Source organism: Asticcacaulis sp., from assembly GCF_051956075.1.
Lineage (GTDB): Bacteria > Pseudomonadota > Alphaproteobacteria > Caulobacterales > Caulobacteraceae > Asticcacaulis.
The window spans coordinates 67,234-92,898 of record NZ_JBQCGA010000047.1; the positions used below are offsets into that span (position 1 = coordinate 67,234).

At 64.2% G+C, this 25,665-nt stretch carries 30 protein-coding genes; 6 read left to right on the top strand and 24 right to left on the bottom strand.

The window, feature by feature from the left end; translation table 11 throughout:
• Nucleotides 1-8: 8 nt before the first annotated feature.
• The 19 genes from ACTHLA_RS12160 to ACTHLA_RS12250 form a co-directional block, all read right to left on the bottom strand.
• On the bottom strand, nucleotides 9-452 hold the full coding sequence (locus ACTHLA_RS12160; protein WP_440189431.1) for an NlpC/P60 family protein: 444 nt from the start codon (nucleotides 450-452) through the stop codon (nucleotides 9-11).
• Nucleotides 449-1,138: a baseplate hub domain-containing protein gene (locus tag ACTHLA_RS12165; protein WP_440189433.1), complete on the bottom strand. Its 690-nt coding sequence runs from the start codon at nucleotides 1,136-1,138 to the stop codon at nucleotides 449-451. Before ACTHLA_RS12165 ends, ACTHLA_RS12160 begins: the two co-directional genes overlap by 4 nt.
• A gap of 2 nt (nucleotides 1,139-1,140) precedes the next feature.
• A complete protein-coding gene (locus ACTHLA_RS12170; protein ID WP_440189436.1) occupies nucleotides 1,141-1,755 on the bottom strand; it encodes a phage distal tail protein, Rcc01695 family in 615 nt (204 codons plus the stop codon).
• 138 nt (nucleotides 1,756-1,893) lie between these two features.
• Nucleotides 1,894-2,406 carry a phage tail tape measure protein gene (locus ACTHLA_RS12175; protein ID WP_440189439.1) on the bottom strand — a complete coding sequence of 171 codons (513 nt, stop codon included), beginning with the start codon at nucleotides 2,404-2,406 and terminating at the stop codon, nucleotides 1,894-1,896.
• Nucleotides 2,399-2,575: a phage tail assembly chaperone gene (locus ACTHLA_RS12180; protein ID WP_440189442.1), complete on the bottom strand. Its 177-nt coding sequence runs from the start codon at nucleotides 2,573-2,575 to the stop codon at nucleotides 2,399-2,401. The genes ACTHLA_RS12175 and ACTHLA_RS12180 overlap by 8 nt, the downstream gene beginning before the upstream one ends.
• Nucleotides 2,572-2,847, bottom strand: coding sequence for a GTA-gp10 family protein (locus ACTHLA_RS12185; protein WP_440189445.1), 276 nt, complete (start codon nucleotides 2,845-2,847; stop codon nucleotides 2,572-2,574). The genes ACTHLA_RS12180 and ACTHLA_RS12185 overlap by 4 nt, the downstream gene beginning before the upstream one ends.
• Nucleotides 2,834-3,247: a phage major tail protein, TP901-1 family gene (locus tag ACTHLA_RS12190; protein WP_440189448.1), complete on the bottom strand. Its 414-nt coding sequence runs from the start codon at nucleotides 3,245-3,247 to the stop codon at nucleotides 2,834-2,836. Before ACTHLA_RS12190 ends, ACTHLA_RS12185 begins: the two co-directional genes overlap by 14 nt.
• 11 nt (nucleotides 3,248-3,258) lie before the next feature.
• Nucleotides 3,259-3,672, bottom strand: coding sequence for a DUF3168 domain-containing protein (locus ACTHLA_RS12195; RefSeq protein WP_440189451.1), 414 nt, complete (start codon nucleotides 3,670-3,672; stop codon nucleotides 3,259-3,261).
• 16 nt (nucleotides 3,673-3,688) lie between these two features.
• Nucleotides 3,689-4,006: a hypothetical protein gene (locus tag ACTHLA_RS12200; RefSeq protein ID WP_440189454.1), complete on the bottom strand. Its 318-nt coding sequence runs from the start codon at nucleotides 4,004-4,006 to the stop codon at nucleotides 3,689-3,691.
• On the bottom strand, nucleotides 4,003-4,272 hold the full coding sequence (locus ACTHLA_RS12205) for a head-tail connector protein (protein WP_440189457.1): 270 nt from the start codon (nucleotides 4,270-4,272) through the stop codon (nucleotides 4,003-4,005). Before ACTHLA_RS12205 ends, ACTHLA_RS12200 begins: the two co-directional genes overlap by 4 nt.
• A 246-nt stretch (nucleotides 4,273-4,518) precedes the next feature.
• Nucleotides 4,519-5,730, bottom strand: a complete 1,212-nt coding sequence (locus tag ACTHLA_RS12210; RefSeq protein ID WP_440189459.1) for a phage major capsid protein — start codon at nucleotides 5,728-5,730, stop codon at nucleotides 4,519-4,521.
• 269 nt (nucleotides 5,731-5,999) lie between these two features.
• Nucleotides 6,000-6,431: an HK97 family phage prohead protease gene (locus ACTHLA_RS12215; RefSeq protein WP_440189462.1), complete on the bottom strand. Its 432-nt coding sequence runs from the start codon at nucleotides 6,429-6,431 to the stop codon at nucleotides 6,000-6,002.
• Nucleotides 6,428-6,661: a hypothetical protein gene (locus tag ACTHLA_RS12220; protein WP_440189464.1), complete on the bottom strand. Its 234-nt coding sequence runs from the start codon at nucleotides 6,659-6,661 to the stop codon at nucleotides 6,428-6,430. Before ACTHLA_RS12220 ends, ACTHLA_RS12215 begins: the two co-directional genes overlap by 4 nt.
• On the bottom strand, nucleotides 6,658-7,851 hold the full coding sequence (locus ACTHLA_RS12225) for a phage portal protein (protein ID WP_440189467.1): 1,194 nt from the start codon (nucleotides 7,849-7,851) through the stop codon (nucleotides 6,658-6,660). The genes ACTHLA_RS12220 and ACTHLA_RS12225 overlap by 4 nt, the downstream gene beginning before the upstream one ends.
• A 108-nt stretch (nucleotides 7,852-7,959) precedes the next feature.
• Nucleotides 7,960-9,201 carry a DNA-packaging protein gene (locus tag ACTHLA_RS12230; protein ID WP_440189470.1) on the bottom strand — a complete coding sequence of 414 codons (1,242 nt, stop codon included), beginning with the start codon at nucleotides 9,199-9,201 and terminating at the stop codon, nucleotides 7,960-7,962.
• Nucleotides 9,152-9,646 carry a hypothetical protein gene (locus tag ACTHLA_RS12235; protein ID WP_440189473.1) on the bottom strand — a complete coding sequence of 165 codons (495 nt, stop codon included), beginning with the start codon at nucleotides 9,644-9,646 and terminating at the stop codon, nucleotides 9,152-9,154. The genes ACTHLA_RS12230 and ACTHLA_RS12235 overlap by 50 nt, the downstream gene beginning before the upstream one ends.
• A gap of 76 nt (nucleotides 9,647-9,722) precedes the next feature.
• Nucleotides 9,723-10,781 (bottom strand): LacI family DNA-binding transcriptional regulator, encoded by a 1,059-nt coding sequence (locus ACTHLA_RS12240; RefSeq protein ID WP_440189476.1) that lies wholly within the window; start codon nucleotides 10,779-10,781, stop codon nucleotides 9,723-9,725.
• 249 nt (nucleotides 10,782-11,030) lie between these two features.
• Nucleotides 11,031-11,315 (bottom strand): hypothetical protein, encoded by a 285-nt coding sequence (locus tag ACTHLA_RS12245; protein ID WP_440189479.1) that lies wholly within the window; start codon nucleotides 11,313-11,315, stop codon nucleotides 11,031-11,033.
• Between the two features lie 201 nt (nucleotides 11,316-11,516).
• A complete protein-coding gene (locus ACTHLA_RS12250; RefSeq protein ID WP_440189482.1) occupies nucleotides 11,517-12,005 on the bottom strand; it encodes a YcgN family cysteine cluster protein in 489 nt (162 codons plus the stop codon).
• A 78-nt stretch (nucleotides 12,006-12,083) separates the two neighbouring features.
• Here ACTHLA_RS12250 and ACTHLA_RS12255 point away from each other — a divergent pair, with 78 nt between their 5' ends.
• Nucleotides 12,084-13,325, top strand: a complete 1,242-nt coding sequence (locus tag ACTHLA_RS12255; RefSeq protein WP_440189485.1) for a leucine-rich repeat-containing protein kinase family protein — start codon at nucleotides 12,084-12,086, stop codon at nucleotides 13,323-13,325.
• A 119-nt stretch (nucleotides 13,326-13,444) separates the two neighbouring features.
• Here ACTHLA_RS12255 and ACTHLA_RS12260 read toward each other — a convergent pair whose 3' ends face one another.
• Nucleotides 13,445-15,454 carry an AAA family ATPase gene (locus tag ACTHLA_RS12260; protein WP_440189488.1) on the bottom strand — a complete coding sequence of 670 codons (2,010 nt, stop codon included), beginning with the start codon at nucleotides 15,452-15,454 and terminating at the stop codon, nucleotides 13,445-13,447.
• A 269-nt stretch (nucleotides 15,455-15,723) separates the two neighbouring features.
• Here ACTHLA_RS12260 and ACTHLA_RS12265 point away from each other — a divergent pair, with 269 nt between their 5' ends.
• The 3 genes from ACTHLA_RS12265 to ACTHLA_RS12275 all read left to right on the top strand — a co-directional run bounded on the left by ACTHLA_RS12265 (nucleotide 15,724) and on the right by ACTHLA_RS12275 (nucleotide 19,738).
• On the top strand, nucleotides 15,724-17,529 hold the full coding sequence (locus tag ACTHLA_RS12265; protein WP_440189491.1) for an ABC-F family ATP-binding cassette domain-containing protein: 1,806 nt from the start codon (nucleotides 15,724-15,726) through the stop codon (nucleotides 17,527-17,529).
• Nucleotides 17,530-17,622: 93 nt separating this feature from the next.
• Entirely contained in the window at nucleotides 17,623-18,630 is a 1,008-nt protein-coding gene (locus ACTHLA_RS12270; protein WP_440189494.1) for a hypothetical protein, read from the top strand.
• Between the two features lie 10 nt (nucleotides 18,631-18,640).
• Complete coding sequence (locus tag ACTHLA_RS12275; protein ID WP_440189497.1) at nucleotides 18,641-19,738, top strand: DUF2336 domain-containing protein; 1,098 nt, start codon at nucleotides 18,641-18,643, stop codon at nucleotides 19,736-19,738.
• Between the two features lies 1 nt (nucleotide 19,739).
• Here ACTHLA_RS12275 and trhA read toward each other — a convergent pair whose 3' ends face one another.
• On the bottom strand, nucleotides 19,740-20,420 hold the full coding sequence (gene trhA, locus ACTHLA_RS12280; protein ID WP_440189500.1) for a PAQR family membrane homeostasis protein TrhA: 681 nt from the start codon (nucleotides 20,418-20,420) through the stop codon (nucleotides 19,740-19,742).
• A 145-nt stretch (nucleotides 20,421-20,565) separates the two neighbouring features.
• Here trhA and ACTHLA_RS12285 point away from each other — a divergent pair, with 145 nt between their 5' ends.
• On the top strand, nucleotides 20,566-21,741 hold the full coding sequence (locus ACTHLA_RS12285; RefSeq protein ID WP_440189503.1) for an MFS transporter: 1,176 nt from the start codon (nucleotides 20,566-20,568) through the stop codon (nucleotides 21,739-21,741).
• Between the two features lie 103 nt (nucleotides 21,742-21,844).
• On the opposite strand, the gene ACTHLA_RS12290 is transcribed toward ACTHLA_RS12285, so the two are convergent.
• Together ACTHLA_RS12290 and ACTHLA_RS12295 are read right to left on the bottom strand one after the other, a co-directional pair.
• Entirely contained in the window at nucleotides 21,845-22,222 is a 378-nt protein-coding gene (locus ACTHLA_RS12290) for a hypothetical protein (RefSeq protein ID WP_440189506.1), read from the bottom strand.
• A gap of 89 nt (nucleotides 22,223-22,311) precedes the next feature.
• Nucleotides 22,312-22,665 (bottom strand): DUF1491 family protein, encoded by a 354-nt coding sequence (locus ACTHLA_RS12295; RefSeq protein WP_440189509.1) that lies wholly within the window; start codon nucleotides 22,663-22,665, stop codon nucleotides 22,312-22,314.
• An 89-nt stretch (nucleotides 22,666-22,754) separates the two neighbouring features.
• Between ACTHLA_RS12295 and ACTHLA_RS12300 the strand changes: the two genes are divergently transcribed.
• A complete protein-coding gene (locus ACTHLA_RS12300) occupies nucleotides 22,755-23,726 on the top strand; it encodes a hypothetical protein (RefSeq protein WP_440189512.1) in 972 nt (323 codons plus the stop codon).
• Here ACTHLA_RS12300 and ACTHLA_RS12305 read toward each other — a convergent pair whose 3' ends face one another.
• Entirely contained in the window at nucleotides 23,727-25,538 is a 1,812-nt protein-coding gene (locus ACTHLA_RS12305; protein ID WP_440189515.1) for an ATP-binding protein, read from the bottom strand. It abuts the gene before it with no gap.
• Nucleotides 25,539-25,665 lie beyond the last annotated feature (127 nt).

Below are 25,665 nucleotides of genomic sequence, written 5' to 3' on the forward strand. Positions count from 1 at the left end.
GGGGTTTCTTACTTTCCTACCGAGCCCGGAAACCGAAACGCCGCCGCCAGCCGCCGCCGCCAGTACGGCCCCAGCCAACTCTCCACCACCGCATGGCCCCAATAGGCATGCACCACCTGCGCCCGCCGATCCTCGACGCCCTCACCCATGCTCAGGATCGCCGCATGTTTGGCCACCATTCCATCGCGCATGCGAAACACCAGCACATCCCCGGCCCGCGCCTCACAGACCGCCAGCGGCAAAAACCACCGCCCCAGCCCTTCGAGCAAAATCTCACGCCCGCCGACCTCGGCCCAGTCCGGGCTGTACGGCGGCAAGGCCTGCGGTTCCGGCCCGACAACCTCGCGCCACACCCCGCGCACCAGCCCGACGCAGTCGCAGCCCTCGCCCTTCACGCTCATCTGATAGCGATAGGGCGTGCCGATCCAGCCGCGCGCCGCCGCAACAATCACCTGCCCGCTCCGGTCCCGGTCGAACCGCCATCCAGCACCTGTCCGTCGCGCGGATAGACGGTGAGGAAGTCCTCGCCCGGCAGATCGGGGAAACCGCGAAAATTCACAAGATTATGAAATGTATCGCGGCAGGTCGCATAGCGCTTGTCGCAGGTCGCGCCGCCCAATGCGCTGAGGTCCAGCCCGCAGCGCGCATCGCCCAGCGCCGCATCGCACAGAAAGCCGAAACAGCGCCCGATGCTGCGCTCCAGCCGCGCCGCCACGCCTTCGACATGGGCGACGAAGGCCCCCTTCGCATCGTCCAGCCCGCCCGCGACCTCCAGCCGGGCCAGATAGCCGCCGTCCAGCTCGACATACTGGCTGGGGTCGGTCCAATCGACGACAAAGACGCGCAGTTCGGCCTCATCATAAAGCCCGGCCTCGATCTCCGCCGCCGCCAGGCACGCATCCGAAATCAGCCCCGACACGGCCAGAGTGTCCGGGCTGTCCATGCCGAGATCGCCACTGGCCGCGCCTTGCGTCAGTCCGCTCTGCGCCCGGCAGATCACGTCCATGAAACTCAGATCGCGATCATGATCGGTAAAGCCCAGCACGACGCCGTCCGTGCGCCTCAGCCGCCAGACATGGCACAGCTTCGCCGCCCCGGCGTTCAGCGCCGAGGCCATCGTCTCAGGAACCTGCCGCATGCCTACACCCGGATTTCGATCATCGCCACGGCGTTCATGCGGCCCGCCTCAAAGCTTTCCAGCGTCATTTCGATAGAGTCGGAATCAAACCGCACCGGCGTGTCGAACTGAAACCCCGCCGTCACCTCAGCGCCCGCCGCCGGGGCTTCGGCCAGGGTGACAAGGCCCGTTGTGACATCGAGCGTAAACGCGCCCGTCTCAACGCCGCCGACCGCCACCCGCACCGAATCCTCGACCGGCTTATTGACCGGACGCCAGACCTCGCCATAGGCCTTGCGCAGCTGGAACTGCGTCTGCGTCCCGTCGCCCGTACCCAGCACCTGATCCTGCGGTCCCGGCGTCGCCGTCACCGCACAGCTTTTGCAATCGGCGAAATCGCGAAAGCGGAACCCGTAGAGCTGCCCCTCGCGCGCCTCGAAAAAGGCCAGCAGCTCGGCAATATCCGCCAGAGGCCGCACCCCCGCCGCGATCAGATAGCGCCTGCGCCCCAGCGCCCACGGACTGACCCGCCGCTCATAGCCCGACCCCAGCGCCGTGATCTCGGCCTTACGCGTCACCCCCGCCCCCGACCCGAAGGCCAGCCGCGCCGGAAACAACACTTCATGAAAACCGGACATATTTATTCCTCTCAACCCCGCGCTCGCAGGTATGTATGGGCCTTCCTTCATCCTCCCCCGTTTACGGGGGAGGGGGACCACGAAGTGGTGGAGGGGGGGGGGACTTCCCTCACCTCATCCCCCTCACCTCATCCGCATTTATCTCAGTCCTAGGCGCGCCGCCCGCTGCAAAGCCGCCGCCACCTGCGCCTCCGACCGGACCAGCCCCGCCGCCCCGCCCGCGACATTCACCGTCACCTGCACATTCGGCGCAGCGGACCCCGCCTCCACCGCCCCCCCGCTCGCCGGTCGAAACACCTCCGGCCCGCGTTCGCCGACCAGATAGGCCCCGCCCGCGCTGACCGGCCCGCCGTCCGCCCGCGCGCCGGAAAAGACGCTGGACACCACCTGCGCCAGCGCAGACCCCAGCCCCGTGCTTCCGCTGCCGCCCGCCGCCTTATCGACCGCCGAGATCAACGCCGAGGCCAGTTCGCCCAGACTGATCTTGCCGTCCGAGGCCGCCCGCGCCAGCGACGCCGCCAGACTCTCGCCCGCCTTCGCGAACGCCTGATCAATCGTGTTCGCCGCCTCGGTCGCGGGCGCCTCCAGCGCCTTCAACGCCGCCGCGCTCTCCGCCGTCCTGGCGTCCAGTCCGCCCAGTGCGTTACTCATGTTTTTCACCATCCGGATAAAGCCGCATCATCGCCTCAAGGGCCGCGCGCGCCAGCGGCGCGTGCGCCTCGCCATTCAGCATGACCCATTCGCGCCAGCTCAGCCGCCAGAAAACCTCCGGCGGTAACCCCATCAGCAGCGCTCTGCGCAGCAAAGAAGCCCAGTTCATGCCGTCATCGCCGCAAACGCCGCCGTCACCGCCGCCATCGCCTCGTTAAGGCTGGCCTTGTCCACCGGCATGTCGTCCACCAGCAGAACACCCAGCACAAAGGCCAGATCGCCCGGCCCCAGCGCCTTGAGCCGCTCCGCCAGGGCCGCAAAGCCCGACACGCCGAAATGCCCTTCCAGCGCGGCCAACGCCCCCAGAGTCACGCACAGCCGCGCCTCCCGCCCGCCGATCATGGCCGCAACCTCGCCGCGCGCCGGATTAGCTTGCTGCAAAACTCACCTCGCCCGTCGAGGCCAGGGTGATGGCGAAGGTCGCTTCGCCGTCGTGCTGACCGGCATATTCGAGCGCCGCGATCAGAAACGCCCCGGACAACACGCCGAAATCCGGCACGATGATCTGCCAGTCGCGCGCCTCTTGCGCGAAAAAAGCCGTCCGCATCAGCGCATCCGAGGCCGCATCGCGGAACACGCCTGAGCCCGACACGGCCAGCGACTTCACGCCGCCGCCCGCCAGCAGTTCGCGCCAGCCGCCCGAGTCGGAATCGGTCGCATCGACCGTCTTCGCATTGAGCGACACGGTCCGCGCCCTTAGGCCCGCCACCGTCTGAAACACGGGCGTCTCCGCCCCGTCCGAAATCTTGAGCAGCATGTCCCTGCCCGCCTGCACCGCCATCTGGCTCTCCTTTACCTGGGTTCAGTTACGGCGCGCAGCCGCACCAGCGCGTAACTCGTGCGCAAATCCGCCGCGCGAAACACATCGACGAACACCACGCGCAGGCTGCACAAGACCTGATCGCTCAGGCTCAACTCCGCACCGTCGAGCAGCACGCGCAGTTCGCCCGCCACCGCCCGCGCCTCCTCCGCGCCGCCAAAGCGCGACACGCACATCAGGTTCAGGCTCTGCTCATGCACATCGGCCTCATTGCCGCCAATGTCCTGCATCTGCCCGCGCCCGAAGGTGACATACGGATAGATGACCTCGGCAGGCGGCTGATCCCAGACGCGTGGCGGCGTCCCCAGCCAGACGGACAGGCTGTCCTGCGCGCGCAGAAAGGCCATAAGCGCGCCCTGCAGGTCGCGCATCGGATCGAGCGTCATTGTATTTCTCTTTGCGTTAGATTCGTTCCAGCCGCAGCCGCACCTGGCCGTCGGCGATCTCATCAAGGCTCAGGATGCGCCAGTCATGCCCGCGCACGCTGAGCCAGCCGCCGAGGCTCAAACCCTCAGAAGACCGGCAGAGAAAATCCGCCGTCTGAGACACGAAGGGCTGGCCGTCGGACGGCGTCTGCACCGACGGCGCGCCGGGCCGGAAATCGCCCCACACCGTCGCGCTGACCGTCATATCGCGCACCCGCCCGCCGAACGCCGTCTCGCTGTCGTCCAGCCCATAGACCCCGGCGGGCGTCCTCACATCGCGCGCACTCAGGCTCATAACCTGACCTCGCGATAGGGCGCGATCCACGGCTCCAGCGCCGAAAGATCGCCACCCGCCTCGCCGCGCCCGTCATATGCCTGGGCGATCAGATAGAGGGCGCACAATCGCAGGGCCGTCGGCGCCGTCTCATCCATGACCACCCCTGTCTCGCCGGCCAGCTTCTCTTGCGCCGCCGCGATCAGCATCGCGATCAGCCCATCCTCCGCCGTATGCGACACGCGCAAAAACAGCTTCGCCTCATCCAGCGACACCGCATCCGTCATGATAAAGATCTTCCTCTCATACCTCCCCGGCTATGCCGGGGAGGGGGACCGCGCCCGAAGGGCGTGGTGGTGGGGTTTCTTACTTCAACTGCCCGCCGCCTGGCTGGCCGACCGCTTCGCGGGCCGGGCCGCTGGGGTGAGGCGAAAACCGTTAGCTTCCGAGCACCCGCCGCGACGTGTACTGACGTACACGAGCAAGGGCGCGCAGGAAGATGACGCGTTTGCAGCCCACCCCAGCGAGTCCGGCTACGAAGCGGCGATTTTCAGCACCTTCAGGGCATCAAAATTCTGCACCCCGCCGCCGACGCGGCGGGTCGTGTAGAACAGCACATAGGGCTTGGCCGAATACGGATCGCGCAGCACCGAAATCCCGGCGCGATCGACGATCAGATAGCCCTTGGCGAAGTCGCCAAACGCTACCGCCGCCGCGCCCGCCGCGACATCGGGCATGTCCTCGATCTCCTGCACCGGATAGCCGAGCAGCAGCGGCAGCGCCCCGGCCGCCGAGGCGGGCTGCCAGATATAGTTGCCGTCCGCATCCTTGAACTTGCGGATCTTCGCGGCGGTGCGGCGGTTCATCAGAAAGTGCGCGTTCGGGCGATACTGGGCCTTGGGCGCATAGATCAGGTCGATCAGCGCATCGACCGGCGCGGAGGCGGCAAAATCGCTGGCCGCGCCCGAGGCGACATAACCGATCTGACCCCAGCTCGCGGTCGCATTAGCGGCGAGGGTGTAGCTCAAAAAGCCCTTCGGCTTGTTCGATCCGTCGCCATTGACAAACGCCGCCTGTTCCTGCGCCGCGAAACTGTCTTCGATCTCCGAGGCCAGCCAGTCGTCGAGATTGATATAGGCGTCGTCCAGAATATCCTGTGTCGCCGAGGGCGAAGCGTAAAGCTCGCCGGTCGCGAAGGTCAGAAGATCGAGCGTCGCCGGATCGGTTTGCGGGCGGGCATCCGTCTCGGCCACCCAGCCGGCCGCCGCCGCCGCGGTCGAGATCGGCTTTTTGAAGGTCGCCGCCCCGACGCTGCGCACCGTGGCCAGCGAACGGAAAACCGAGGCCTGGGCCAGACGGCGCTCGATATAGGTTTCGGTTTCCGTGGGCGCCAAAACCCCCGACCCGCTGGCCGAGGAAATGCCCGACTTCAGCTCCATCCCCATGCGCCCGGAGCGCAGGTAACCTTCCCACGCCGCCTTGGCCTCGGACGGCTCCGGCTGGCGCGCCTCATCCAGAACAGGACGCGACTTCTGGCTCATCAGCCGGTTCAGCCGCGTCTCGGCCGCGGAGAGCGCCGTCTCGATGCGCTCCAGCTTGTCCTCCAAAAGCCCATCGCCGCGCTTGGTCTCAATCGCCTCCAGCCGCGCATCATTGGCCGCCTTGAACGCCTCGAAATGGCTCAAAACGTCATGCAGCGCCGCGCGCACCTCCGCTGAGGCCGCCGCCGATTTCACTTCCTTCATGTGTTTAAGTCTCCGTTACGGAATTTACGCCGCGCATGCGGCTCTCATACGCCGCATGTAAAACGGCCATATCCTGCAAGTTTGAGGCGATGGACATCGCTCAGGATCGACCACGAAAAACACGAAAGGCACGAAAATATTTCGCCTGACTCGCGATTTTACGCCCTTCGATCAGATCGAAGCTGCGCTTCTTTTTTGACCGAGCCGTCCAGCTTTCGTGCCTTTTCGTGTCTTTCGTGGTTGAAAAATCTTACCCTTACGCCGCCTGATTACGCCGCCACGGCCTCCGCCCAGACCCGCGTGATCCGCGCGCTCGGCAACATGGGGAAGGTCACAATCGACACCTCCCACAACTCCACCGCCGTCAGCACACGCAGCCGCCCGCCATCCGACGCCCGGCTCTTCACCGCGCGAAAGCCGATGCTCAACCCATCGACCACGCCGGTCCTGACCAGCGCCCCCACCATGCGCGCCTCCGGCGACACATCCAGAATCCGCCCGCGCACGAACAGCCCGACGGCGTCCTCAACCATCTCGTCCCAGACCCCGACCGGCGATTTCACCTGATGCTGATACAGCATCCGCACGCCCCCCGGCCCGCTCTGCATCAGACTGTCGCGAAAAGCCCCCGGCACGACCACATCGTCATTGAGATCGCGCAGGCCGAACCGCGAGGCGTAACCCTCGATATGCACGCTCATCCCCGCCCCTCCAGCTTATGCTCGATGCGCTCCAGCGAGGCGCGCTGCGCCAGCGCCTGTTCCTCCAGCCGCGCCAGCCGTTCGGCCACGCCCTGCTGCTGCTCCAGCCGCGCCTCCATGATGTCGAGCCGCGCCCCCGCGCGCCCGACCCACAACAGCACGAAGGCGGTCTGCACGATCACCGTGACCACCGCCGACACCGGCACGATCTGCCAGATGAGGCCGGTCATGACGCCGCCCCATGCGGCAGATTGTCATGCGAAATGGGGTCATGCGGAATGGGCGACAGCCCCGCCAGACGCCGCCGCTCGGCCTCGGTCAGGAAGTTGGCCGTATTCAGCCGCGTCCAGAGCGCGTCCCGCTCCGCCGCCAAGGCAGGCAGGGCCTCGATGTCGTTGACGATCTTCGCCCCGGCAAATTTCGGCGCCAGCCAGGCGCTCAAACTGCGCGTCGTCTTCTCGACCAGCGGCAGCACCGTATTGCGCCAGAAGGCGGCATTGGCCTCCTTGTAATTGGCGTAGGAATTGTCGCCCGGAATCCCCAGCAATTGCGCCGGCACGCCAAAGGCCAGCGCAATGTCGCGCGCCGCCGCATATTTGCCCGCGATAAAATCCATATCCGCCGGCGACAAAGACATGGGCCGCCAGTCCAGCCCGCCCTCCAGCAGCAGCGGCCGCCCGGCATTGTCTGTACCCGAATAATCATCCGTCAACTGCGCCTTCAGCCGCGCGAACTGATCGTCCGACAGGCGCTCGGACGCCTTGGCCCCATAGACCAGCGCCCCCGAAGGCCGCGCCGCATTGTCGAGCAAAGCCTTGTTCCACGCCCCCGACGCATTATGCACGTCAATCGAAAACGCCGCCGCCTCCAAAGGCGAAAAGCCGTACCAGTCATCGAGCGGATGCCACAGCTTCAGGTGCAGCACCTTCAGCCAGCCCTCACCATCACGCCCGATGGTTACGCGCGCGCCATTGGCCGCATACTCATAGGCGTCCGGCCAGCCGCGCCGGTTCGGGATCACCTTCATGCGATCCGAACGCAGGCTCCACAGCTCGAACGGCGCGGCCTCGTCAGGCAAAAACGCCGCCTCGACATAGGCGTTGCCCGCCGTTTGCAGGCTGGCGTAGAGCGCCTCGCGCAGGTCCGCCCCGCCCTGCTCGGCGTTGGGCCGGTCGATCAGCGCCTGCAACGGATGATCGGGCGTGCGCCGCCCGCCGAATTCGACGCGCAAAGGCACGCTCGCGCAGGCTTCCGCGATCATGCGGATGCAGCGATAAGCGACCGCATTGCGTCCGAACCCCTCCGCCGCCAGACAGCCATAGTTGCGCGGCGTCCACACCGGCCTCCCGACCAGATTCACCGCCGTCACCGCCCCCGCCGCGCTCTGCTTACGCTCGCGGGTGAACCAATTCCCAAACATAAAAATACCTTTTCTATATCCCTCCCTGCGAAGCGGGGAGGGGGGACCACGAAGTGGTGGGAGGGGCAACAGCCCCGCGTAGCAGTGGGGTTTCTTACTTTCCAAACCTCAAAGCCGCCGCAGCCTCGGCTCCGCCCGCCCATCCAGCAACAACATCGTCAAAGCCCACACCAACGCATCGGCGCGGTCCGGGCTTTTGGCTGGGCTTTTGGCCGGGTTGTGCGCCATCTCCCCCGCCCCCAGCGCCATCAACTCCTCATCGAGCGCATTGAACCGCCCGCCATCGCCCGGACAGTGCGTCACCCGCCCCTGCTCATACAGCGCCGCCACAGGCTCGGCCCGCCGCCGCTTACCGTCGCGCGCATGCACCAGCCGGATCGGCGCCTCGCAACCGGCCTGAGCCAGCAGCGTCCGCACCATCTCGCCGCCCTGATTGCCCTCGGCCACGACCTGCCGCGCCCCATGCTCACGCGCGACCGCCGCCGCCTGCCGCGCCCAGCCAAGCGGCGACAAACCGCTGACCGTCGCATCGCACAAGACATAGCCGCGTTCGCCCACGCGCCCCGCCGCCACGATGCCGCAGGCGTCGCCGTGACTGCTTGCAGGCGGATCGACCGCCACGATCACCTCATCGAAAGCGGGCGGCCGCGCGCCATAACAACGCGCCAGATCGTCGGCCCGCCACAGGGCCGCGCCCGCATCCTCGACCACCAGCCCGTCCAGCTCCTGCGCCGCCAGCCTTGTGCCGCCGTAAAGCGCGGTCAGCCCGTCCAAAAACACCTCGGACAGCCCGGCCAGATTGTCCTTTGTCGCCGCGCGCGTCACCGCCGCCCCCTCTTCCTTCATCAGCGCCTTGAGCGCCGCGATCGGCTTCGGCGTCGTGGTCACGCACAGGCGCGGCGTCTCGCCCAGCCGCAAGCCCATGCGCAGTTGCGCCAGCGTCTCGGCGGGCGCCCGCCAGGCGCAGAACTCGTCCGCCCAGGCGTAATGAAATTGTGGCCCGCGCAGCCGCTCCGGCTCCTCCGCCGAAAAGGCGTAGGCCACGCCGCCGTCCGGCCAGCGCAACCGCCGCCGCGACACCTCGTAAAAGGGCCGGTTACCCGGCTCGGAGACGCTGCGCAGACCCGATGGCCCGTCGATCATCACCTCGCGCACATCGTGCAGGGTCGGCCCGATCAGGGCGACCCGCAATCCCTTAGACATCAAGCCCTGACCGATCAGGCCCTTCACCCATTCGGCCCCGGCGCGCGTCTTGCCCGCCCCTCGCCCGCCCAGAAACAGCCAGCTATGCCAGTCGCCTTCAGGCGGCGTCTGGTCCTCGCGCGCCCAGATGTTCCACGCCGTCAACATGCGTTTCAGCGTCGCCGCATCGTGCCGCAGCAGCCAGAGCTGAAGGACGCCGGGAGGCCAGGTAACGAGCCATCTTATGTTCAAAGTCCAGTCGCAGGGCGTCCACAGCGGCTTGGCCTGCGCCTCTTCCCACTCCGTCATCGGCTTCGTCATCCATCCCCGCCTCATCCTGCGTCTTCGTTTGCGGATACGCCTCGGCCAGCGCCTTGCGCAGCAGCGCCAGCACTTTAAGCCGCTTCTCAATGTCCTGATCTTCCGGCTTCTTTTTGCGCGCCGCCATCAGCGCGTCGAAATCCTTGCGCAGCACGGCGTCATGCTTCTGCTGCTTCTCGGCCAGCCGCACCGCCAGCGGGCGCGATTTGCCCCTCGACCGGGCGCGCTTCGGTTTGGGTGGGGCCGAAGCCGCTTTTCCGTCCATGCACACACTATAGGTCAGGACCGGCATAGGAGGACGCCCCGCCGAAACTTTCCGGCAGGGCGTTGATTTTGTTCAAAAAGGAAATTCAAAAGGCGCGGATAACTCAGCCCTTGCTGAGTTCGTCGGCGCTTTCGCGCATCACCACCCGGTGCGGCGCCAGTTCGTAATGGTGCGCGGGCGGCTTGGCCGAGGTCTTGGCGGCGTTGATCTGATCGACGATCATCTCGACCGCGCGCGCGCCGATCAGTTTGAGCGGCTGATGCACGGTGGTCAGCGGCGGCCAGATGATCTCCGACACCGGCGTGTCGTCAAACCCGGTCACCGACAGGTCGCGCGGTATCTCCAGCCCCAGCTTGTGCGCGGTGAACAAAGCGCCGACCGCCATATCGTCATTGGCGCAGATCAAGGCTGTCGGCCGCTCCGGCCCGGCCAGCAGCCGCGCCGTCGTCTCCACCCCCGAGCGGAAGCTGAAATTGCCGCGCGCGGTGCGCATATCCTTCTCGTCCAGCCCCTGCTCATGCAGGGCGCGGCGGAAACCAGCATAGCGCTCCTCGGCGGATAAATGGCCTTCCAGCCCCTTGATGAAGCCGAGACGGCGATGGCCCAGATTCAGCACATGCCGCGTGATCTCATAGCCCGCCACCTCGTCATCGACGCCGATGCCGGAGGCCAGGGCGCGCGCCTCGCGTCCGGCGGCGATGCACACCACCGGCGTCTTGCGCGCCTGCAATTCGCGCAGCAGGTCCAGATCGTCGGAAAAGGGCGGGGTCAGCAACAGCCCGTCGCAGCGGCGGCTGTCCAGCAGCTCCAGAATCGACTTCTGCTTGCTCAGCGAATGCTGATTGACCGTGTGCATCAGCAACTGAAAGCCGCGCTCGGCGCAGCCGCGCAGCGCCCCCAGCTCCAGACCGGCGTGGTAGAAGGAGTTCGGCTGGCTGTCGAGGTCGGAGGCATAGATGAGCGCCAGCACCTGACTGCGCCCCCCGGCCAGGAAGCGCGCCTGCATATTGACCTTGTACTGAAGCTTTTCGACCGCTTCCAGCACGCGCTTGCGCACCTCGTCGCGCACATTCGGCCCGCCGTTCAGTACGCGCGAGACGGTCGCCCGCGCCACCCCGGACAGGGCGGCCACATCGTCAATGGTCGGTTTACCGCCGCGCATGCCTGACTTCCAAAACGCCGTTCATACCCCCTTTTAGGCCGCTTCGGCGTCAGGAGACAAGTGCCGCGTTAACCTCAGTCCTGCTTAACGATAAGCGCCGCCGCGATGGCCATGATCATCGTGATGATGACGGTCAGAGTGGTGATGGCGGTTGCGGTAAAGGTCATGGTCATAGGCGCACGCGGTCAGGCTCAAAAGGGTTGCGGTAGCAAGCAGGACAAGGCTGAAGGCTTTCATGGCGAAACTCCCTCAGCGATGACCATGGTGGATGCGGTACTGGCGATAGCCGTTATAGGACTCGCGCCGGAAATGCCGCCCATCGTCGCGCCGCCACTGACGATGCGCGTCGCGGTAATAGAACCAGCCGTCATCGCCCCAGTAGCCCTCGCTGACCGGCCCGTAATAGTCGTCATAATAGAGATCGTAATCGGCGTAGCGCCCCGGACCATGCCCGTAGCCATAGCCATAGTCGGCGCAAGCGCTGGCGCCCGTTAGAACGAGCAGACTACCCGCGATCAGCAGCATCTTTTTCATGGCGCGCCTCTTTCTAAAATTTCTGGCCGACATTTCCGGAAATCACCGTGCCGCGCCCGCCATAAGTTCAAAATCCGAACCCGACCCCGCGTTAACAATTATGAATAAAGATAGCTCACCTCTCATACCTCCCCATCTTTGATGGGGAGGGGGACCGCGCGGGCAAGGCCCGCGTGGTGGTGGGGGTTCTTGCTTACGCCCCTATTCCCCCTCGTCCGCCGCCCAGTCCGACCGGTCCTCCAAGAGATCCCACGCCACAAAATCCAGCGCCTCCTCAGGATCGCCCAGGGCCAGTTCCGACAGGGTCTGACCCCGGATCGACACCCCCGACCGATGCACGGTCTCGCGATCCCCGGTGATCAGATAATGCCATTGCGGCAACGGCTTGCCCTCATGCAGCCGCCGATACGCGCAGGACAGCGGCATCCACAGCAAATCCTCGATATTGCCCGGCGTCAGCTTGATGCAGTCCGGCACGAACTTTTTGCGGTTGGCGTAGTCCGAACAGGCGCAACTCGCCGGATTGAACAGCTTGCAATGCACGCGCGTCGGGATGATCTCCGCCGTGTCCTCATCCTCGAAGCGCACCAGACAGCACAGCCCGCAGCCGTCGCACAGCGACTCCCACTCCTGCGCATTCATCTGCTCTAAGGTCTTCGTTTCCCAGAAGGGCCGCGTCTCATCCGTCATGCGGCGACATATAGGCGTTCAGGGCGCGGTTTGCATCTGTTTGTTGACGCAAGCGCCGCCCCGCGCCACAGGAGGACCATGCACAGCCTCGACGATCTCCTGAACGGCCGCCTCACCGGCGCGACCCACCTGAAACTGAGCGCCGATCTCGACGCCTTTCCCGACGCGATCTTCGACCTGGCCGACACGCTGGAAGTCCTCGACCTGAGCGGCAACCGCCTGTCCTCCCTGCCGCACGACCTCAACCGCCTACATCGCCTGCGCATCCTGTTCTGCTCGAACAACCGCTTCACCGAACTGCCGTCCGGCCTCGGCGCCTGCGAAAACCTGACCATGATCGGCTTCAAGGCCAACCGGATCGCGCACGTCCCGCCGCAGGCCCTGCCGCCGCGCCTGCGCTGGCTGATCCTGACCGACAACGCGCTTGAGTCCCTGCCCGACGCACTCAGCCAGCGCAGCGCCTTACAAAAACTGATGCTGGCGGGCAATCGCTTGTCCGCCCTGCCCGACCTGTCGGCCTGCCATAATCTTGAGCTTTTGCGCTTGTCGGCCAACCGCTTCGAGGCCCTGCCACCGACCCTCTACGCCCTGCCGCGCCTGACCTGGCTGGCCTATGCGGGCAATCCGTTCACCCATGCCGCCGAAGCCGCCGCGTACGAAAAGGCCGACCTGCCGCACATCGCCTGGAGCGATCTTTCTTTAAGCGAACGCCTTGGCGAAGGCGCCTCCGGCCACATCCACGCCGCGCATTGGATCAGCCGGGACCAGCCGGTCGCCGTCAAGATTTTCAAGGGCCACGTCACCAGCGACGGCTCGCCGCAAAGCGAACTGAGCGCCGCCCTGACAGCGGGCAACCACGACGGTCTGATCCCCCTGCTGGGCCGCGCGCAAAGCCCTGAGGGCCGCGACGCTCTGATCATGCAGCGCCTGCCGCCCGCCTTCCGCCCGCTGGCCGGACCGCCCGATTTCGATACCTGCACCCGCGACGTCTATGCCAAAGGCACGCGCCTCACCGCCGACCAGACGCACAAGATCGCCGCCGACATCGCCTCAGCCCTGTCCCACCTGCACAACCAAGGCCTGACCCACGGCGACCTCTACGCCCACAACATCCTCTACAACGGCCAAACCGCCCTGATCACCGACCTCGGCGCCGCCTCGCCCCTGCCAAAGGACGACAAGGCGCGCACGTTTCTGCAATCGCTGGACGAGAGGGCCTATGGCGTATTGATTGAGGAATTGGCCTTAGGCTCAGACAGCCCTCGCAATATTTTAGCCAATGTCACGATGCGCCCGATACAACCAAACGGTCATTGTTAAGCAAGGCCAACACCGAACAAAGGCAATATCGGCACTTGCAAAGCATACCCGTAATGCAGATAAGTCAACCAACATATCTTTGGTATATTCGCACAGTGCCTGGGTGGTTTCGTCTACGACTAAGGCCGCAACAAATGTTTTTCTAGCGCAGCGTTAATAGCTTTACACAACCTTTCAAAGCGCGCTTCGCTATCTGCTGGCAAGACCAACGAAGGGTCCGTCGCCATTTTCTGCAAGAATAGACGTGCTGGTCGCGTCTTGTGGAATGGAATGGAGAGCCCGTCGAAGGCAGCTTCAAAACGGCGCGCGATGCGAGGAATATGGGCATTCAATTCCAGCGTTTTGCCCTTCAGTTCCTTCGCATACGCTTCCAGAACCAGCTTTTCGTAAACCACAGGATCAAGCAAATCTTCAATGTCGGCTTCGACGGGAGCGGTTTCGAACGCTTCGCTCACAAACACGACGCTATCCGACCGGATCAACTTGCCTTTGACCAGATCGTCGCGTGTCGCTTTGGCGTCCTTTTCATCATCGAACAGGACAAGCACCTTCAGTTGCTCTGACGTAAGCAACGCGACCATATAGTGAACTTTCTGCGCGCCACCCGCTGGTGTCACGGTCAAGCGTTCATCCAACCCGACTTTGCCTTGTTCGCTCAGTCGCGATGATACAGCCGACAGCATCCAGAAATCGGTCACACCTTCGACGACCAGATTGTTTGGTCCTACAAACAGGCTTTGTGCAAGATCGTATCCAAGCGCCGCTTGCAGCGGGAATAGCGTCCGAGCGTCGCCGGACGGGTCGTTTGAAACCGTCGTGCCGACTCCCTCCGCTATGTTGACTGTTCGAACCCAATCCAATTGATGCGTCGGGACCATAAACGGCGAATGCGTGGTATAGACAATTTGATTGCTAAAATCCTCCTCTAGGTGGCGAAGTAAATCGCCTTGTGAACGCGCATGAAGATACAGGCCCGGTTCGTCTAAAAGCAGGATCGCGCCATCTGCATCGCCGTCTTCAGTGTCAGCCGCAAACACAACATAGAACGCGAAGAACCATTGGAAGCCACGACTACGTTCATCCAAATTGACTTCGACGTCGTAAATGCTGTTGGGGTCGGAAACCAAAGTGTCGAAATGATGCGCGTCTAAGTTAAATCGCACCTTCAGTTCGCGATCCTTCCAACGTTTGCGTATGGCCGTAGTCACCACGGAACCGGCGCGGTTCGCCAGTTGACCACGTGTTTCTTGGTCGTTGCTTTGCGATAGCTTCTGCAACTGTTGTGGACTTAGGCCGGCTACCTTGCAAAGCTTCTCGAAATTCAAATCAGCCTTGGTTTGCTGGCCTTGGCTTTTGCGTGTTAGGAACTGCGCAATATCCTGATGCCCTTCAATTTCGGGATAGTCTTCGAGATACATGAAGACGGGCAAGCGCTCGATGACCCATTTTTGCGCCTCAGCATGCGCCGCCTCATTTTGCGGGATCGCTTCAGCCATTTCCTCCAATGCGATCACACGCTGATCCTGGGAGTCGGTCAGTTCAATGTCTGCCGCTGCAAGAGCCTTCCTAAGCGAGGCAAGAGCGGGGGTTCCGGTTTCAGCCCATTTCGCGGCGGTCGCCGCGACGCTGATAGAGGCAACGAAGGTATTCGCGGCACTTTCAAGCGCCGCCTTGCTGTCATCGGTAAGATTCGCCGCCGCAGCCTTCACGGCAGCATCAATCTTTCGGGCGTCGGCTTTGATGGAAGCTAAATCGAAAGCGCCTTCCGGCACTTCAATACCCACATATCGCTCATCGCCGTAGGAACGGCCAACCGTCACTTCGGTTACCCCTTGCGCGCTAGGCCAAATTTCAGCAAGGCAACCTTGCTCGTATGGGGTCAACTCCCATGTCGAATCTACGACAGGCGTGTGATCGGTGCATTCGGATAGCTTACGGTGGCGGGGGAAGTCCTTAATCGGCTTTAGCTTGGTGAAGCCACTGGCCGGGTTGAGGCTATGCAATGCGCGCAGAATGTTCGACTTGCCACTTTCATTTCGCCCAAGCAGCGCTGTAATGCGCGATATTGTGATTTCACCACTATCGTTGATCGAACGAAAATTCCGTACGCGAAATGATTTAAGTTCCATCTGCCTCTCCTTCGGACTACCGCCATAGCGTGTTTTGCAAATTTTTTCAATCTAGTGCCGGATCTATGCAGTAGCGGACGTAATAGCAAATAATGAAAGAGCTAGTGGCGTCAGTTAAATCAAGCTGACCTACTCGAGGATGCGTGGCTACCGAAATTGCGTGGTCAATGATCGCTTAGGGCTAAAACCTACCGCGCCCTTAACCTCATTACTAAAGCCTTCCGCAGAAACCCTTTGCCATTCCGCCTTCGCGCCACTACATCCGCGGCATGGCCAAAGCTCCTGCTCCCCTGCTCGCCCTGAAGGCGGTTCGTCTGATGGACGGCGCCACACCCCTGTTCGACGGCGTCGATATTGCGCTGGAACCGCGCATGCGCGCCTGTCTGGTCGGGCGCAACGGCGCGGGCAAATCGACCCTGATGCGCATGTTGTCCGGCCTGATCGAGCCCGATTCCGGCGAGCGCTACGTCCAGCAGGGCCTGCGCTTCGCCTTCGTGTTGCAGGAGCCGGAGCCGACGGGCGCCAGGGTGCGCGACTGGGTCTGCTCCGGCGGGGTCGAAGCCTATACCGCCGACGCGGAACTTGCCGCCTTCGGCATCGACCCGGAAACGCATTGCGCCTCCATGTCCGGCGGCGAAAAGCGCCGCGCCGCGCTCGCCAAGGCGTTCGCCGAAGACCCCGACCTTTTGTTTCTCGACGAACCGACCAACCACCTCGACATCTTCGCCATCGAAACGCTGGAAGACCGGTTGCGGTCGTTCAAGGGCGCCTCGCTGATCGTCAGCCACGACCGCACCTTCCTGGAGCGCACGACAAAAACCTGCTTCTGGCTCTATGACCGTCGTGTTTTACGTCGCGACGAAGGCTATGTCGGGTTCGAGGACTGGCAGGCCAAGATCGAGGCCGAAACCGCCGAATCCTTGCGCCGTCTCGAAAAGGCCATCGAGCGCGAAACCTACACCTTCTACCGCTCGATCACCGCGCAGCGCACGCGCAACGAAGGCCGCGCCGCGCGCCTGCGGGCCATGCGCGCCGACCACGCCGAACGCATGAAGGCGATGGACAGGCCGATGGACATGACCATCGACGCCGGACAAACCTCCGGCAAGCTGGTCGCCGAGCTGAAAGGCGTCTCCAAGGCGTTCGGCGACAAGATCATCCTGAAAAACTTCTCGACGCGCATCATCCGCGGCGACCGGCTGGCCATTGTCGGCCCGAACGGCGCGGGGAAATCGACGCTGGTGAAGCTGCTGATCGGTCAGGCACAGGCCGATTCCGGCGACATCCGGCTGGGGACCAATCTCGACGTCGCCTATCTCGATCAGGGTCGCGACGCGCTCAAGGGCGATGAGACGCTTTGGGACGTGCTGGCCAATTCCGGTTCGGACTCCATTCTGGTGCGCGGTCAGCCGCGCCACGTCGCCGCTTACGCCAAGGACTTCCTGTTCCGCGAAAAGCAGTTGCGCCAGCCGGTCAAATCGCTGTCGGGCGGCGAGCGCAACCGCCTGCAACTGGCGCGGGCTCTGGCCAAGGCGACCAATCTGCTGGTGCTGGACGAACCGACCAACGATCTCGACATGGATACGCTCGACCTGCTCGAAGACATGCTGGCCGATTACGAAGGCACGCTGATACTTGTGTCGCACGACCGCGATTTCATCGACCGGCTGGCGACCTCGACCCTCGCATTGGACGGCAGGGGCCATGCCGCCGAAACGCCGGGTGGGTGGGTGGACTTCATTCGGCAAAATCCGGACTTTTTCGCCGATATTTCGCAAAAAGAAGCCAAAAAAATCGCAGAAAAACCCGTTTCTGCGCCCGCTCCCAAAACCCCTGCCAAAAAGCTCAGTTACAAGGATCAGAAGCGCCTCGACGACCTCAATCTGCTGATGCCGAAATGGTCCGCCGAGATCAAACGCCTCGAAGCCGTCCTCGACGACGCCACGCTTTACAGCCGCGATCCGAAACGCTTTGACGCGACCATGAAGGCGCTGGAACAGACGCGCGCCGACCTCGAAAACGGCGAAATGGAGTGGCTAGAGCTGGAGGAAAAGCGCGAGAGCCTTAGCCTGTAAAGTGTCGCAAACTGCGGCAAGCCTTTATTAGGCAAAATTTAAACCCCATGATTTAGACTTGCCGCATTGCAACTGGAAAGACCGCCGGAAGCCATGTCGCCCGTCGCCAAAGCCAAGCTTTTTCACGCCTCCGCTGTCGTCGCAGCGACGCTGATCGCCTGCGCCGCCGCCAGGGCCGACACGGCAAAATCCTACCCGGCGCCGAACGCTGACGCCAGCTATCCCGTGCCGCCGTCTCCCTATGGTCAGGTCGGCGACCCCTTCGTGCGCACCCTGCAATGGCCCGGTAAAAACCAACCGCAGACCGCGCCTGCGCAACCCGCCGCGCCGCCAGCTGCAACCAAGCCGTCCGCCGCGAAAATCGCCTCGGTTCCGACGGCCCCGCCGCAGCAAACCCCTTCTCTGCAAGCCTATCCCGACCCCGGCATGGCCGACGACCCCGACCTGACGCCGCCCGCCGCAGCGCCTGCGCCGCGTCCGGTCGTCGCCGCGCCAAAACCGCAACCGCCGGTCCAGACCGCCGCCGCCAAACCGACTCCGCCTGCGCCTGTGAAAGCGCCGCCAATGCCAACGCCAGCGCCAAAACCGGAACAGCCGCAATACGACGCCAACGCCGCCACCGACATGTACGACAGCGGCTTTCAGGTTCCGTCCAACAGCCCTTACGCCGCGCGCATCGCCGCCGCCAGAGCCGCCGCCGCGCAGCAGCAGGCGCAGGTCGTCGCCATGCAGCCGGTCAGCGCGCCGCCCGCCGACGCCACGCCGCAGAAGCCCGACCTGAACGCCAAAACCGCGCCCGCAAAGGCTTCAGCGACCGCTGCGACCAGCCATACCACCACCGTCCCCGCGCCGTCAGCCTCGTTGGCCTCGCAGGAAACCGACCACGTCTTCATCCCCGGTGAACACTATACCGACGCCTCCGAAGCGCCGCGCTTTTACAGCCTTCACCGCGAATATGGCTATAAGCCCGACCCGATTACCGTCGACGACAACGCCACCGGCGCCCTGCTGACCGTGACCCCGGACGGCGGCAAAGACGCCAATACCGATACTCCAGACGACAATTCCACCGCAGCCAACGGCCAGAAGGCCACCGACTAAGGCAGAAAGCATGTCCCGCGTGCAGACCTCGACCCTGACCGACCTGATCGACCTGGCCAAGGAGCCGTCGAGCGCCAAGCGCCGCGAACTGCTGCGCAAGGTGACCGACGTGTTCATGACGCACCCGGACACGGTCAACGAACAGGAAATGGCGCTCTACGACACCGTCATGAGCCAACTCTCCACTGATATGGAGACGGCGGTGCGCGCCGAAATCGCCAACACGATCGCCTCGGCCAAGGCGGCGCCGCTGGGCCTGCTGCGCAAGCTGGCCTCGGACGAGATCGAGGTCGCCGAACCGATCCTGACGCGCTCCAAGGCTTTGAGCGAAAGCGATCTGGTGCATATCGTCTCGACGCAAGGCCAGGACCATCTGCGCGCCGTATCGCGCCGCGAGGAGGTGCCGGAAAGCGTGTCCGGCGTCATCGTCAAGCGCGGCGACGACACGACCCTGCATACGCTTCTGTCCAATGACGGCGCCCGCCTGTCGCGCGCCTCGTCCGAGGCCGTGGTGCAACGCGCCCAGGCCAATCCTGACCTGCATGAGGTGGTGGTCAACCGCGCCGACCTGCCGCCCGACCTGATGAACGACATGTATTTCGTCGTTGAGGCCCGTCTGCGCGAACGCATCCTGGCCGAAAACGCCAAACTCGATCCGTCGGTGATCGACAGCGCCCTGTCGAAAGGCCGCAATCAGGTCGCCGTCGCCTACGGCAGCTTCCCGGAGGACTATGAGCGCATCTGGGCCGAGGTCGAGACCTTGCGCCATAACGAAAAGCTGAGCCCGTCTCTGCTGGCCAAATATATGCGCGATCCGAACCCGACCTGGTTCCTGGTCGCTTTGGCCCAGATGGCCGATATCGACTATCTGACCGCCAAGCACGTCGTCGATCGCAAGGAGGTCGACGCCCTGGCCATCGCCTGCAAGGCCGCCGGGCTCGACAAGGCGCTGTTCCTGACCTGCGCCATGATCATGCTGTCGGATTCGGAAAACGCGATGGGCCGGGCCGCCGAATACGGCAAGCTGTATCAGGATCTGCCGCTCGACACCGCGCAACGCACGATCCGCTTCTGGCGCCTGAGAAGGGCCGACGGCCACGCCGCATAATTTACTTCGCTGCGGTCAACACCACGCCGACCAGCACCGCCACATATTGCAGCACCGCGCCGGTAATGACATGGCCGTGCCAGATGGCGCGGCGGAAGGTCAGGCGCTTCATGGCGTAAAAGATGGTGCCGACCGAATAGACCACGCCGCCCAAAGCCAGCAGGATCATCGCCGCAGGCGGCAAAGCGTCGATCAGCGGCTTCAGCGCCACCACCACGACCCAGCCGAGCGCCAGATAAAGCCCGATCGACAGGGCCCGTCCCCAGCCCGATTGCGAATACCGGCCCGGCAGCAGCAGCTTGATCAGTATGCCCAGCCCCGCCGCGACCCAGACCGCAATGCTCATGCCCCACGCCCAGCCGCCGCTCAGGGCCTGGGTCGTGAACGGCGTATAGCTGGCCGCGATCATCAGGAAAATCCCGGCATGATCGAGCCGCCGCAGGAAAGGCCGCCAGTCGGGCCGGGCGAAATTATAGGCCGCTGAAAAGGCCAGCATGGCGGTCATGCCGACCGCATAGACGATCACCGCCGCCACCTTGCCGATCAGGCCGTGACTGACCGCCAGCCCCAGCGCCACGCCGCCGCCGAACAGCGCAAAGGCCAGCCCGACAATATGCACGATCAGGTCGGCATGGCGCGCCCAGCGCGTCGGATAGTGCGGCAAGGTGATTTTCAGGTTCATAACCCTTAGCGTAGCGCATCCGCGATAAAAGCCAATTCAATTTACGTGCCTAAAATTTACGTTCACGTAAAGTAACACCGGCCTCACAAAGACTTGTGCAGGTGCGAACATCGCCCTATCTGTGGCGTTCCATTGGAAGCGCGCCATGTCCCATAAGCTCACCCCCGCTCTCGTCAGCCTGTTCGCCATCGCCTGCGGGGTCGTCGTCGCCAATCTCTATTACGCCCAGCCGATCATCGACCTGATCGCGCCGGATGTGCATCTGTCCGATCACGCCGCCTCGCTGATCGTGTCGCTGACCCAGATCGGCTATGCGCTGGGCCTGTTCCTGCTCGTGCCGCTGGCCGATCTCGTGGAGAATCGGCGGCTGATCCTGATTCTTCTGGCGGCGTCGCTGCTAAGCCTGCTGGCGGCGGCCCTGAGCCATACCGGCGGCGTCTTTCTGATCGTCTCGCTGCTGATCGGCGTGGCCACAGTCTCCGTGCAGGTGCTGATCCCGCTGGCGGCGCACATGGCGGACGACCATAATCGCGGCCGCATCGTCGGTAATATTATGGGCGGTCTGGTTCTGGGCATCTTGCTGTCGCGCCCGCTGTCCAGCCTGATCGCCGATCATTTCGGCTGGCGCGCGGTGTTTTTCACGGCGGCGGCCTTTATGGCGGCGATGATGGGGCTGATGGCGCTCGTCCTGCCGCACCGTAAGCCCGATCACGCCGCCGCCTATCCGGCCTTGATCCGGTCGCTGGGCGAGCTGTGGCTGCGCTTTCCGGCCCTGCGCCGCCGCTCTCTCTATCAGGCCTGCATGTTCTGCGCCTTTTCGCTGTTCTGGACCGCCGCGCCGCTGGAGCTGGCGCGCCATTACCATCTGACGCAGTCACAGATCGCCCTGTTCGCCCTGGTCGGGGCCACAGGCGCGGCGGCGGCGCCGCTCAGCGGACGGCTGGCCGATGCGGGCCATACGGTCAAGACGACGTTTGCGGCCCTGGCCTGCGCGGCGGCGGCCATGCTGATCACCCTGCTTCCGGCGGCGCGCGGCGTCGTCAGTCTGGCCCTGCTTGGGGTGGTGCTCGACTTCTGCGTCCAGACCAATATGGTGCAAGGCCAGCGCGAGATTTACGGCCTCGACCCGCACAGCCGCGCCCGCCTGAACGGCGTCTATATGACCGGCATCTTTCTCGGCGGCGCCGTCGGTTCGGCCTTCGCCTCCAGCCTGTACGGCGCAGGCGGCTGGGGCTTCATCGCCCTGGCGGGCGGCCTGCCGCCGCTGCTGGCGCTGATGGTGTTCGCTTTAAGTCATCGTCGGCTGCCCATCGCCGCTTAGAGCGCTTTTCGACCTGATTGCATCAGATCAAAAGGCGCTCTCAGTCTTTGGTTGTGTCGCTCTTCCTTGTCCAAAAAGTGGAACCACTTTTTGGGGAAACGCTCTAAGCCGCCATACGGCGCCAGACCTCATAATCCACCTTGCGCGCGTCGAGCTGACCGCGCATCTGCTGCTCGTACATGGCGCCCATGGCCAGTTCGTTCAGCGATTTGAATTCGGCGTCGACATGCTCAGGAACGCCGTCTCCGGTCGCCATGAAGCTGGCGGCGTTGATGCGCGGCATTTTGAGCTGAATCAGATAGGCCAGACGGCGCGCGCGTTCGGCGTTCAGCCGGTGCGCATTGGGATTTTCCGCAAACATCTCTTTGCCGAGCTGGGCGATATAGTCCGCGCTGAGAGCCGAAAAACGGTCCTCCTCCAGCGGATGCGCCATGCTGCCGGGTTCAAGGCTTAGGACGATGTCATTGAGAAGAAAATACAAACTGGCTACCTGTCGGTCGTTTACGCGGTGAAGCTCACCCTAACCGAAAGGTTTTGTGTTTCCGTTGAGGAACAGGGTGAACGCCGCGTTCACCTTAATTCGGCGCCGTCGTCCGGCGCGCCCTCGACCTTTTCGGTCAGGAAGTGACGCCCGTGCGCGTCCTCAATCTCGACCACCCACAGATCGGGGTCGAAGCGCAGCTGTTTGTCGATATAGGCGTTCAACTCGGCCTCGTCGCGGCTTTGCGTCGGGCGGATCCACACCGTTTCATCGCCCTGCGTCGCCTCGCGCAACAGATAGGCCTCGCGCGAGCGCAGATTCACCACCTTGATCAGGGCCGAACCGTGCGACGCATCGCCGCGCCTGACAATATAGCCGAAGCCCCCGGCCATATCCGCCCGGCGCAACAGGGCCGAAACCCACAGATCGGCGTGCAGCAACATTCGCTTAACCTTGTTTGGCAACGGGAACCTAAGCCTGTTCGGTTAGGCTGCGCGTCATGAACGGGTCTTCCTACAGCAAAAAAGGCGCAATGAAAAAGGCGCTGTGCGTCTTCGCCGCCGCCGTGACCTGCGGCTGGGCGTTGCTGGCGCCGCTGGGGACCGCCGCCGACGCGACCGACGCCGTGACCGCGACGACCCTGAACCGCTACTTCCTCGCTTTAGCCAATGACCGCTGCCGCGCCCTGCCCGACGACGCCGCCATGGCGCTCAAAGCCGGGTATTTGCAGGCGCGCAACGCCGCCTTGCGTTCAGGTCACAGCATGAGCGACCTCGCCCCGTGGCTGCAACGCGCCCGCGACGCCGCCGCAAGCGTCGCCTGCGACGCGCCGAAACTGACCGGCGCTTTCGATGACGCCGCCGCCGCCTATCGCCGCTTCATCGTCCAGACGAGTCTCGACCTGCCAGGTTTACACGCATCGTGGCGCGCCGACCGCGCTTACGGCGACGACGCCAGATGGCGGCTCGTGCAATATCAGAACCTGCCCGCCGCCGATCTCGCCTTCGGCATTTATGGCGGCCTGAACGCGCCGCGTTTCGCCGTCATGGCGAATTTCCACGACGGCGCCAAACCCTATGCTGCGCGGCTCTTGCTGCGCAACGCCGATCTGGTCGGCGAAGGCGTGATCCTCAGCAATCCGAACGCGGTCACCGCCCTGCCGCCGCCTGGCTTCGGCGCCGCCTCGCTCGGCTTCATGGCGCGCGATGCGCAAGCGGTCAGCGCGGTGCTGCGCCCCTCGGTCCAGACCAACGGCGCCGGTTTCAGCCTGACCGGCGACTATATCGGGACCGCTCAGACGCAGGCCGCCACACGCTTCGACTTCCCCAGTCAGGCCTGGCCCGCCATTGCGCGCCTCGATCCGCGCGAGGATATGGTGATCGAATTCGATTTCGATTCCGGCCCGCGCTATGTGCGTTTCGAGGTCGGCGACTTCATCAGCGGCCTGATGTACGTCACCCTGCCACAGCCCTATACGCACAATCAGCGCAACACAGCCGGCTGATCAGCTTTTCGGCGGCCGGATCACGAAGTCGCCGAAACTGCTGACATTGCCCGGCGTGTGGTGGATGTCCTCCAGCGGGCGATAGGCCGGGTGCATGGCGGCGCGCGCAAACGCCTCCAGCGATTCCATCGCCGCCGAGGACGGCTCTATCCCGCTCAGCGGCAGGGACGGCTGGTCGGGGTCCGCGTCCGCGACGCCCAGCGGCAGGCTGACCGTCACGCACGCCCCTTCGCCCGGCGTCGAGTCGATGCGCATCGTTCCGCCCAGCATGTGCGTCATCGCCTTGACGATGGACAGGCCAAGCCCGGTGCCCTGGGCGCGCTGCTCGGACGATCCGACCTGCTCATAGGGCTGGCCGAGACGGCTCAAATCCTCTGGCCCGATGCCGATGCCGGTGTCGCGGATGATCAGGACAAAAGCGTCCGCCTCGCTGGTCATGTCCAGCGTCACCTTGCCGCCGCGCGGCGTGAACTTGATGGCGTTGGACAGAAGGTTCAGACATATCTGCTTGATCGCGCGGCGGTCGGAATGGACATTGAGCGCCGTCGTCGGCAAGTGAGCGGTCAGTTCGACGCCCTTGTCGTGCGCCTGACCGCGCACCACGCGCAGGCTTTGCGACACCGGATCGCGCGCGTCGAAGCTTTCCAGCGTCATCTCGTATTTCTGCGCCTCGATCTTGGACATGTCGAGAATGTCGTTGATCAGGTCCAGCACATGCTGGCCCGACTCCCAGATCAGTTGCGCATATTCGGCGTATTTTGGCGGCAGATCGCCGAACAGCCTCTGGCGCATGATGTCGGAAAAGCCGATCACCGCATTGAGCGGCGTGCGCAATTCGTGGCTCATGCTGGCGACGAATTGCGTCTTGCCCGCATTCATCGCCTCGGCCTCGGCGCGCGCCGTCTCCAGCGCCGCCTCGTGCGCGTGTTGCAAGGATGCGTCGCGCAGCACGCCGTAAAGCCGTCCGTCCGCGCCCTTGCGCAGGCTGAGCGCGACATAGTGATCGAGCGCGGCGTGCGGCGTGAAGCCGATGTCGGCGCGACCGTCGCGCGCCGCCGTCTCCAGCGCCTCGCGCACGCCCAGCCGGTCAGGGACATGCGCGGCGGCGGCGACGCCCATCTGCATCATCAGACGCAGATCGACGCCCGACGGCGCTTCGCCATAACCGGCCAGAAGCCGACCGCCCGCATCGAGACAAACGATCAGCGCCGGTTGCTCGGTCAGCATGTGAAACAGACGTTCGCGCGCGCCCTCAGCCTCCGCCGCCCGTCCGGCGCGCAGACGCAAGGCGGGCAAAAGCGCGACGCCGAGGCCGATGACGGTCAGGAAAACCGCAATCGCCGACAGGCTCAGCCGCTCATTGTGCGTAAAGGCGACCTCGCCGCTCCACAGGCTGATAAATCCGCTCAACAGGGCGACGACGAAGGCCAGAGAGGCGCCGACCGAAATCAGGGTGCGCTGATTCAGCACCACCGCCGCCAGCAGAGGCGCCGCCACGCAGACCGCCAGAGGGCCGCTGATGCCGCCTGTCAGGGCGGCGGCGAGCGCGGCGCATATCGCCCAGATCGTGATCAACACTCGGCGCGTCACCCGCGTATCGCGCCACAACAGCAGCACGCAGGCCGCGCCCGGAATCGCCATGACCAGCAGCGCCGTGACGGCGGGCGGGGCCGCGCGCGCCAGCATCAGCCCCACCATGCCCAGCAGGTTGCAGGCCGCCCAGCCGAAATGCCAGGCCAGAGCGCCAAAGCGCAGGCCGCCGCCAGGCTCGCCCGCCTTTACACTGTGCAGCCAGCGCGTCTCGTTCAGCACATTAGTCCTTTCAGGCGCACAAGCGCGCCAACCGAAGCGATTTTATCGGTTTGCGGCCAGAATACGAAGAGTCTCGCGCCGTAAGCGAGTCGAAAAACATGCCGGGTAAGGCAAGTTTAAGACCGGC

Bases quoted from the DNA above. Each gene is read 5' to 3' on its own strand.
- ACTHLA_RS12165 (WP_440189433.1), bottom strand. From the start codon at position 1,138: ATGCGGCAGGTTCCTGAGACGATGGCCTCGGCGCTGAACGCCGGGGCG.
- ACTHLA_RS12170 (WP_440189436.1), bottom strand. From the start codon at position 1,755: ATGTCCGGTTTTCATGAAGTGTTGTTTCCGGCGCGGCTGGCCTTCGGG.
- ACTHLA_RS12175 (WP_440189439.1), bottom strand. From the start codon at position 2,406: ATGAGTAACGCACTGGGCGGACTGGACGCCAGGACGGCGGAGAGCGCG.
- ACTHLA_RS12180 (WP_440189442.1), bottom strand. From the start codon at position 2,575: ATGAACTGGGCTTCTTTGCTGCGCAGAGCGCTGCTGATGGGGTTACCG.
- ACTHLA_RS12190 (WP_440189448.1), bottom strand. From the start codon at position 3,247: ATGGCGGTGCAGGCGGGCAGGGACATGCTGCTCAAGATTTCGGACGGG.
- ACTHLA_RS12195 (WP_440189451.1), bottom strand. From the start codon at position 3,672: ATGACGCTCGATCCGATGCGCGACCTGCAGGGCGCGCTTATGGCCTTT.
- ACTHLA_RS12200 (WP_440189454.1), bottom strand. From the start codon at position 4,006: ATGAGCCTGAGTGCGCGCGATGTGAGGACGCCCGCCGGGGTCTATGGG.
- ACTHLA_RS12205 (WP_440189457.1), bottom strand. From the start codon at position 4,272: ATGACGGATGCGGTGTCGCTGGATGAGGCGAAGCTGTTTTTGCGCGTG.
- ACTHLA_RS12210 (WP_440189459.1), bottom strand. From the start codon at position 5,730: ATGAAGGAAGTGAAATCGGCGGCGGCCTCAGCGGAGGTGCGCGCGGCG.
- ACTHLA_RS12215 (WP_440189462.1), bottom strand. From the start codon at position 6,431: ATGAGCGTGCATATCGAGGGTTACGCCTCGCGGTTCGGCCTGCGCGAT.
- ACTHLA_RS12220 (WP_440189464.1), bottom strand. From the start codon at position 6,661: ATGACCGGCCTCATCTGGCAGATCGTGCCGGTGTCGGCGGTGGTCACG.
- ACTHLA_RS12225 (WP_440189467.1), bottom strand. From the start codon at position 7,851: ATGTTTGGGAATTGGTTCACCCGCGAGCGTAAGCAGAGCGCGGCGGGG.
- ACTHLA_RS12230 (WP_440189470.1), bottom strand. From the start codon at position 9,201: ATGTTGACGGCGTGGAACATCTGGGCGCGCGAGGACCAGACGCCGCCT.
- ACTHLA_RS12235 (WP_440189473.1), bottom strand. From the start codon at position 9,646: ATGCCGGTCCTGACCTATAGTGTGTGCATGGACGGAAAAGCGGCTTCG.
- ACTHLA_RS12240 (WP_440189476.1), bottom strand. From the start codon at position 10,781: ATGCGCGGCGGTAAACCGACCATTGACGATGTGGCCGCCCTGTCCGGG.
- ACTHLA_RS12245 (WP_440189479.1), bottom strand. From the start codon at position 11,315: ATGAAAAAGATGCTGCTGATCGCGGGTAGTCTGCTCGTTCTAACGGGC.
- ACTHLA_RS12250 (WP_440189482.1), bottom strand. From the start codon at position 12,005: ATGACGGATGAGACGCGGCCCTTCTGGGAAACGAAGACCTTAGAGCAG.
- ACTHLA_RS12255 (WP_440189485.1), top strand. From the start codon at position 12,084: ATGCACAGCCTCGACGATCTCCTGAACGGCCGCCTCACCGGCGCGACC.
- ACTHLA_RS12260 (WP_440189488.1), bottom strand. From the start codon at position 15,454: ATGGAACTTAAATCATTTCGCGTACGGAATTTTCGTTCGATCAACGAT.
- ACTHLA_RS12265 (WP_440189491.1), top strand. From the start codon at position 15,724: ATGGCCAAAGCTCCTGCTCCCCTGCTCGCCCTGAAGGCGGTTCGTCTG.
- ACTHLA_RS12270 (WP_440189494.1), top strand. From the start codon at position 17,623: ATGTCGCCCGTCGCCAAAGCCAAGCTTTTTCACGCCTCCGCTGTCGTC.
- ACTHLA_RS12275 (WP_440189497.1), top strand. From the start codon at position 18,641: ATGTCCCGCGTGCAGACCTCGACCCTGACCGACCTGATCGACCTGGCC.
- trhA (WP_440189500.1), bottom strand. From the start codon at position 20,420: ATGAACCTGAAAATCACCTTGCCGCACTATCCGACGCGCTGGGCGCGC.
- ACTHLA_RS12285 (WP_440189503.1), top strand. From the start codon at position 20,566: ATGTCCCATAAGCTCACCCCCGCTCTCGTCAGCCTGTTCGCCATCGCC.
- ACTHLA_RS12295 (WP_440189509.1), bottom strand. From the start codon at position 22,665: ATGTTGCTGCACGCCGATCTGTGGGTTTCGGCCCTGTTGCGCCGGGCG.
- ACTHLA_RS12300 (WP_440189512.1), top strand. From the start codon at position 22,755: ATGAAAAAGGCGCTGTGCGTCTTCGCCGCCGCCGTGACCTGCGGCTGG.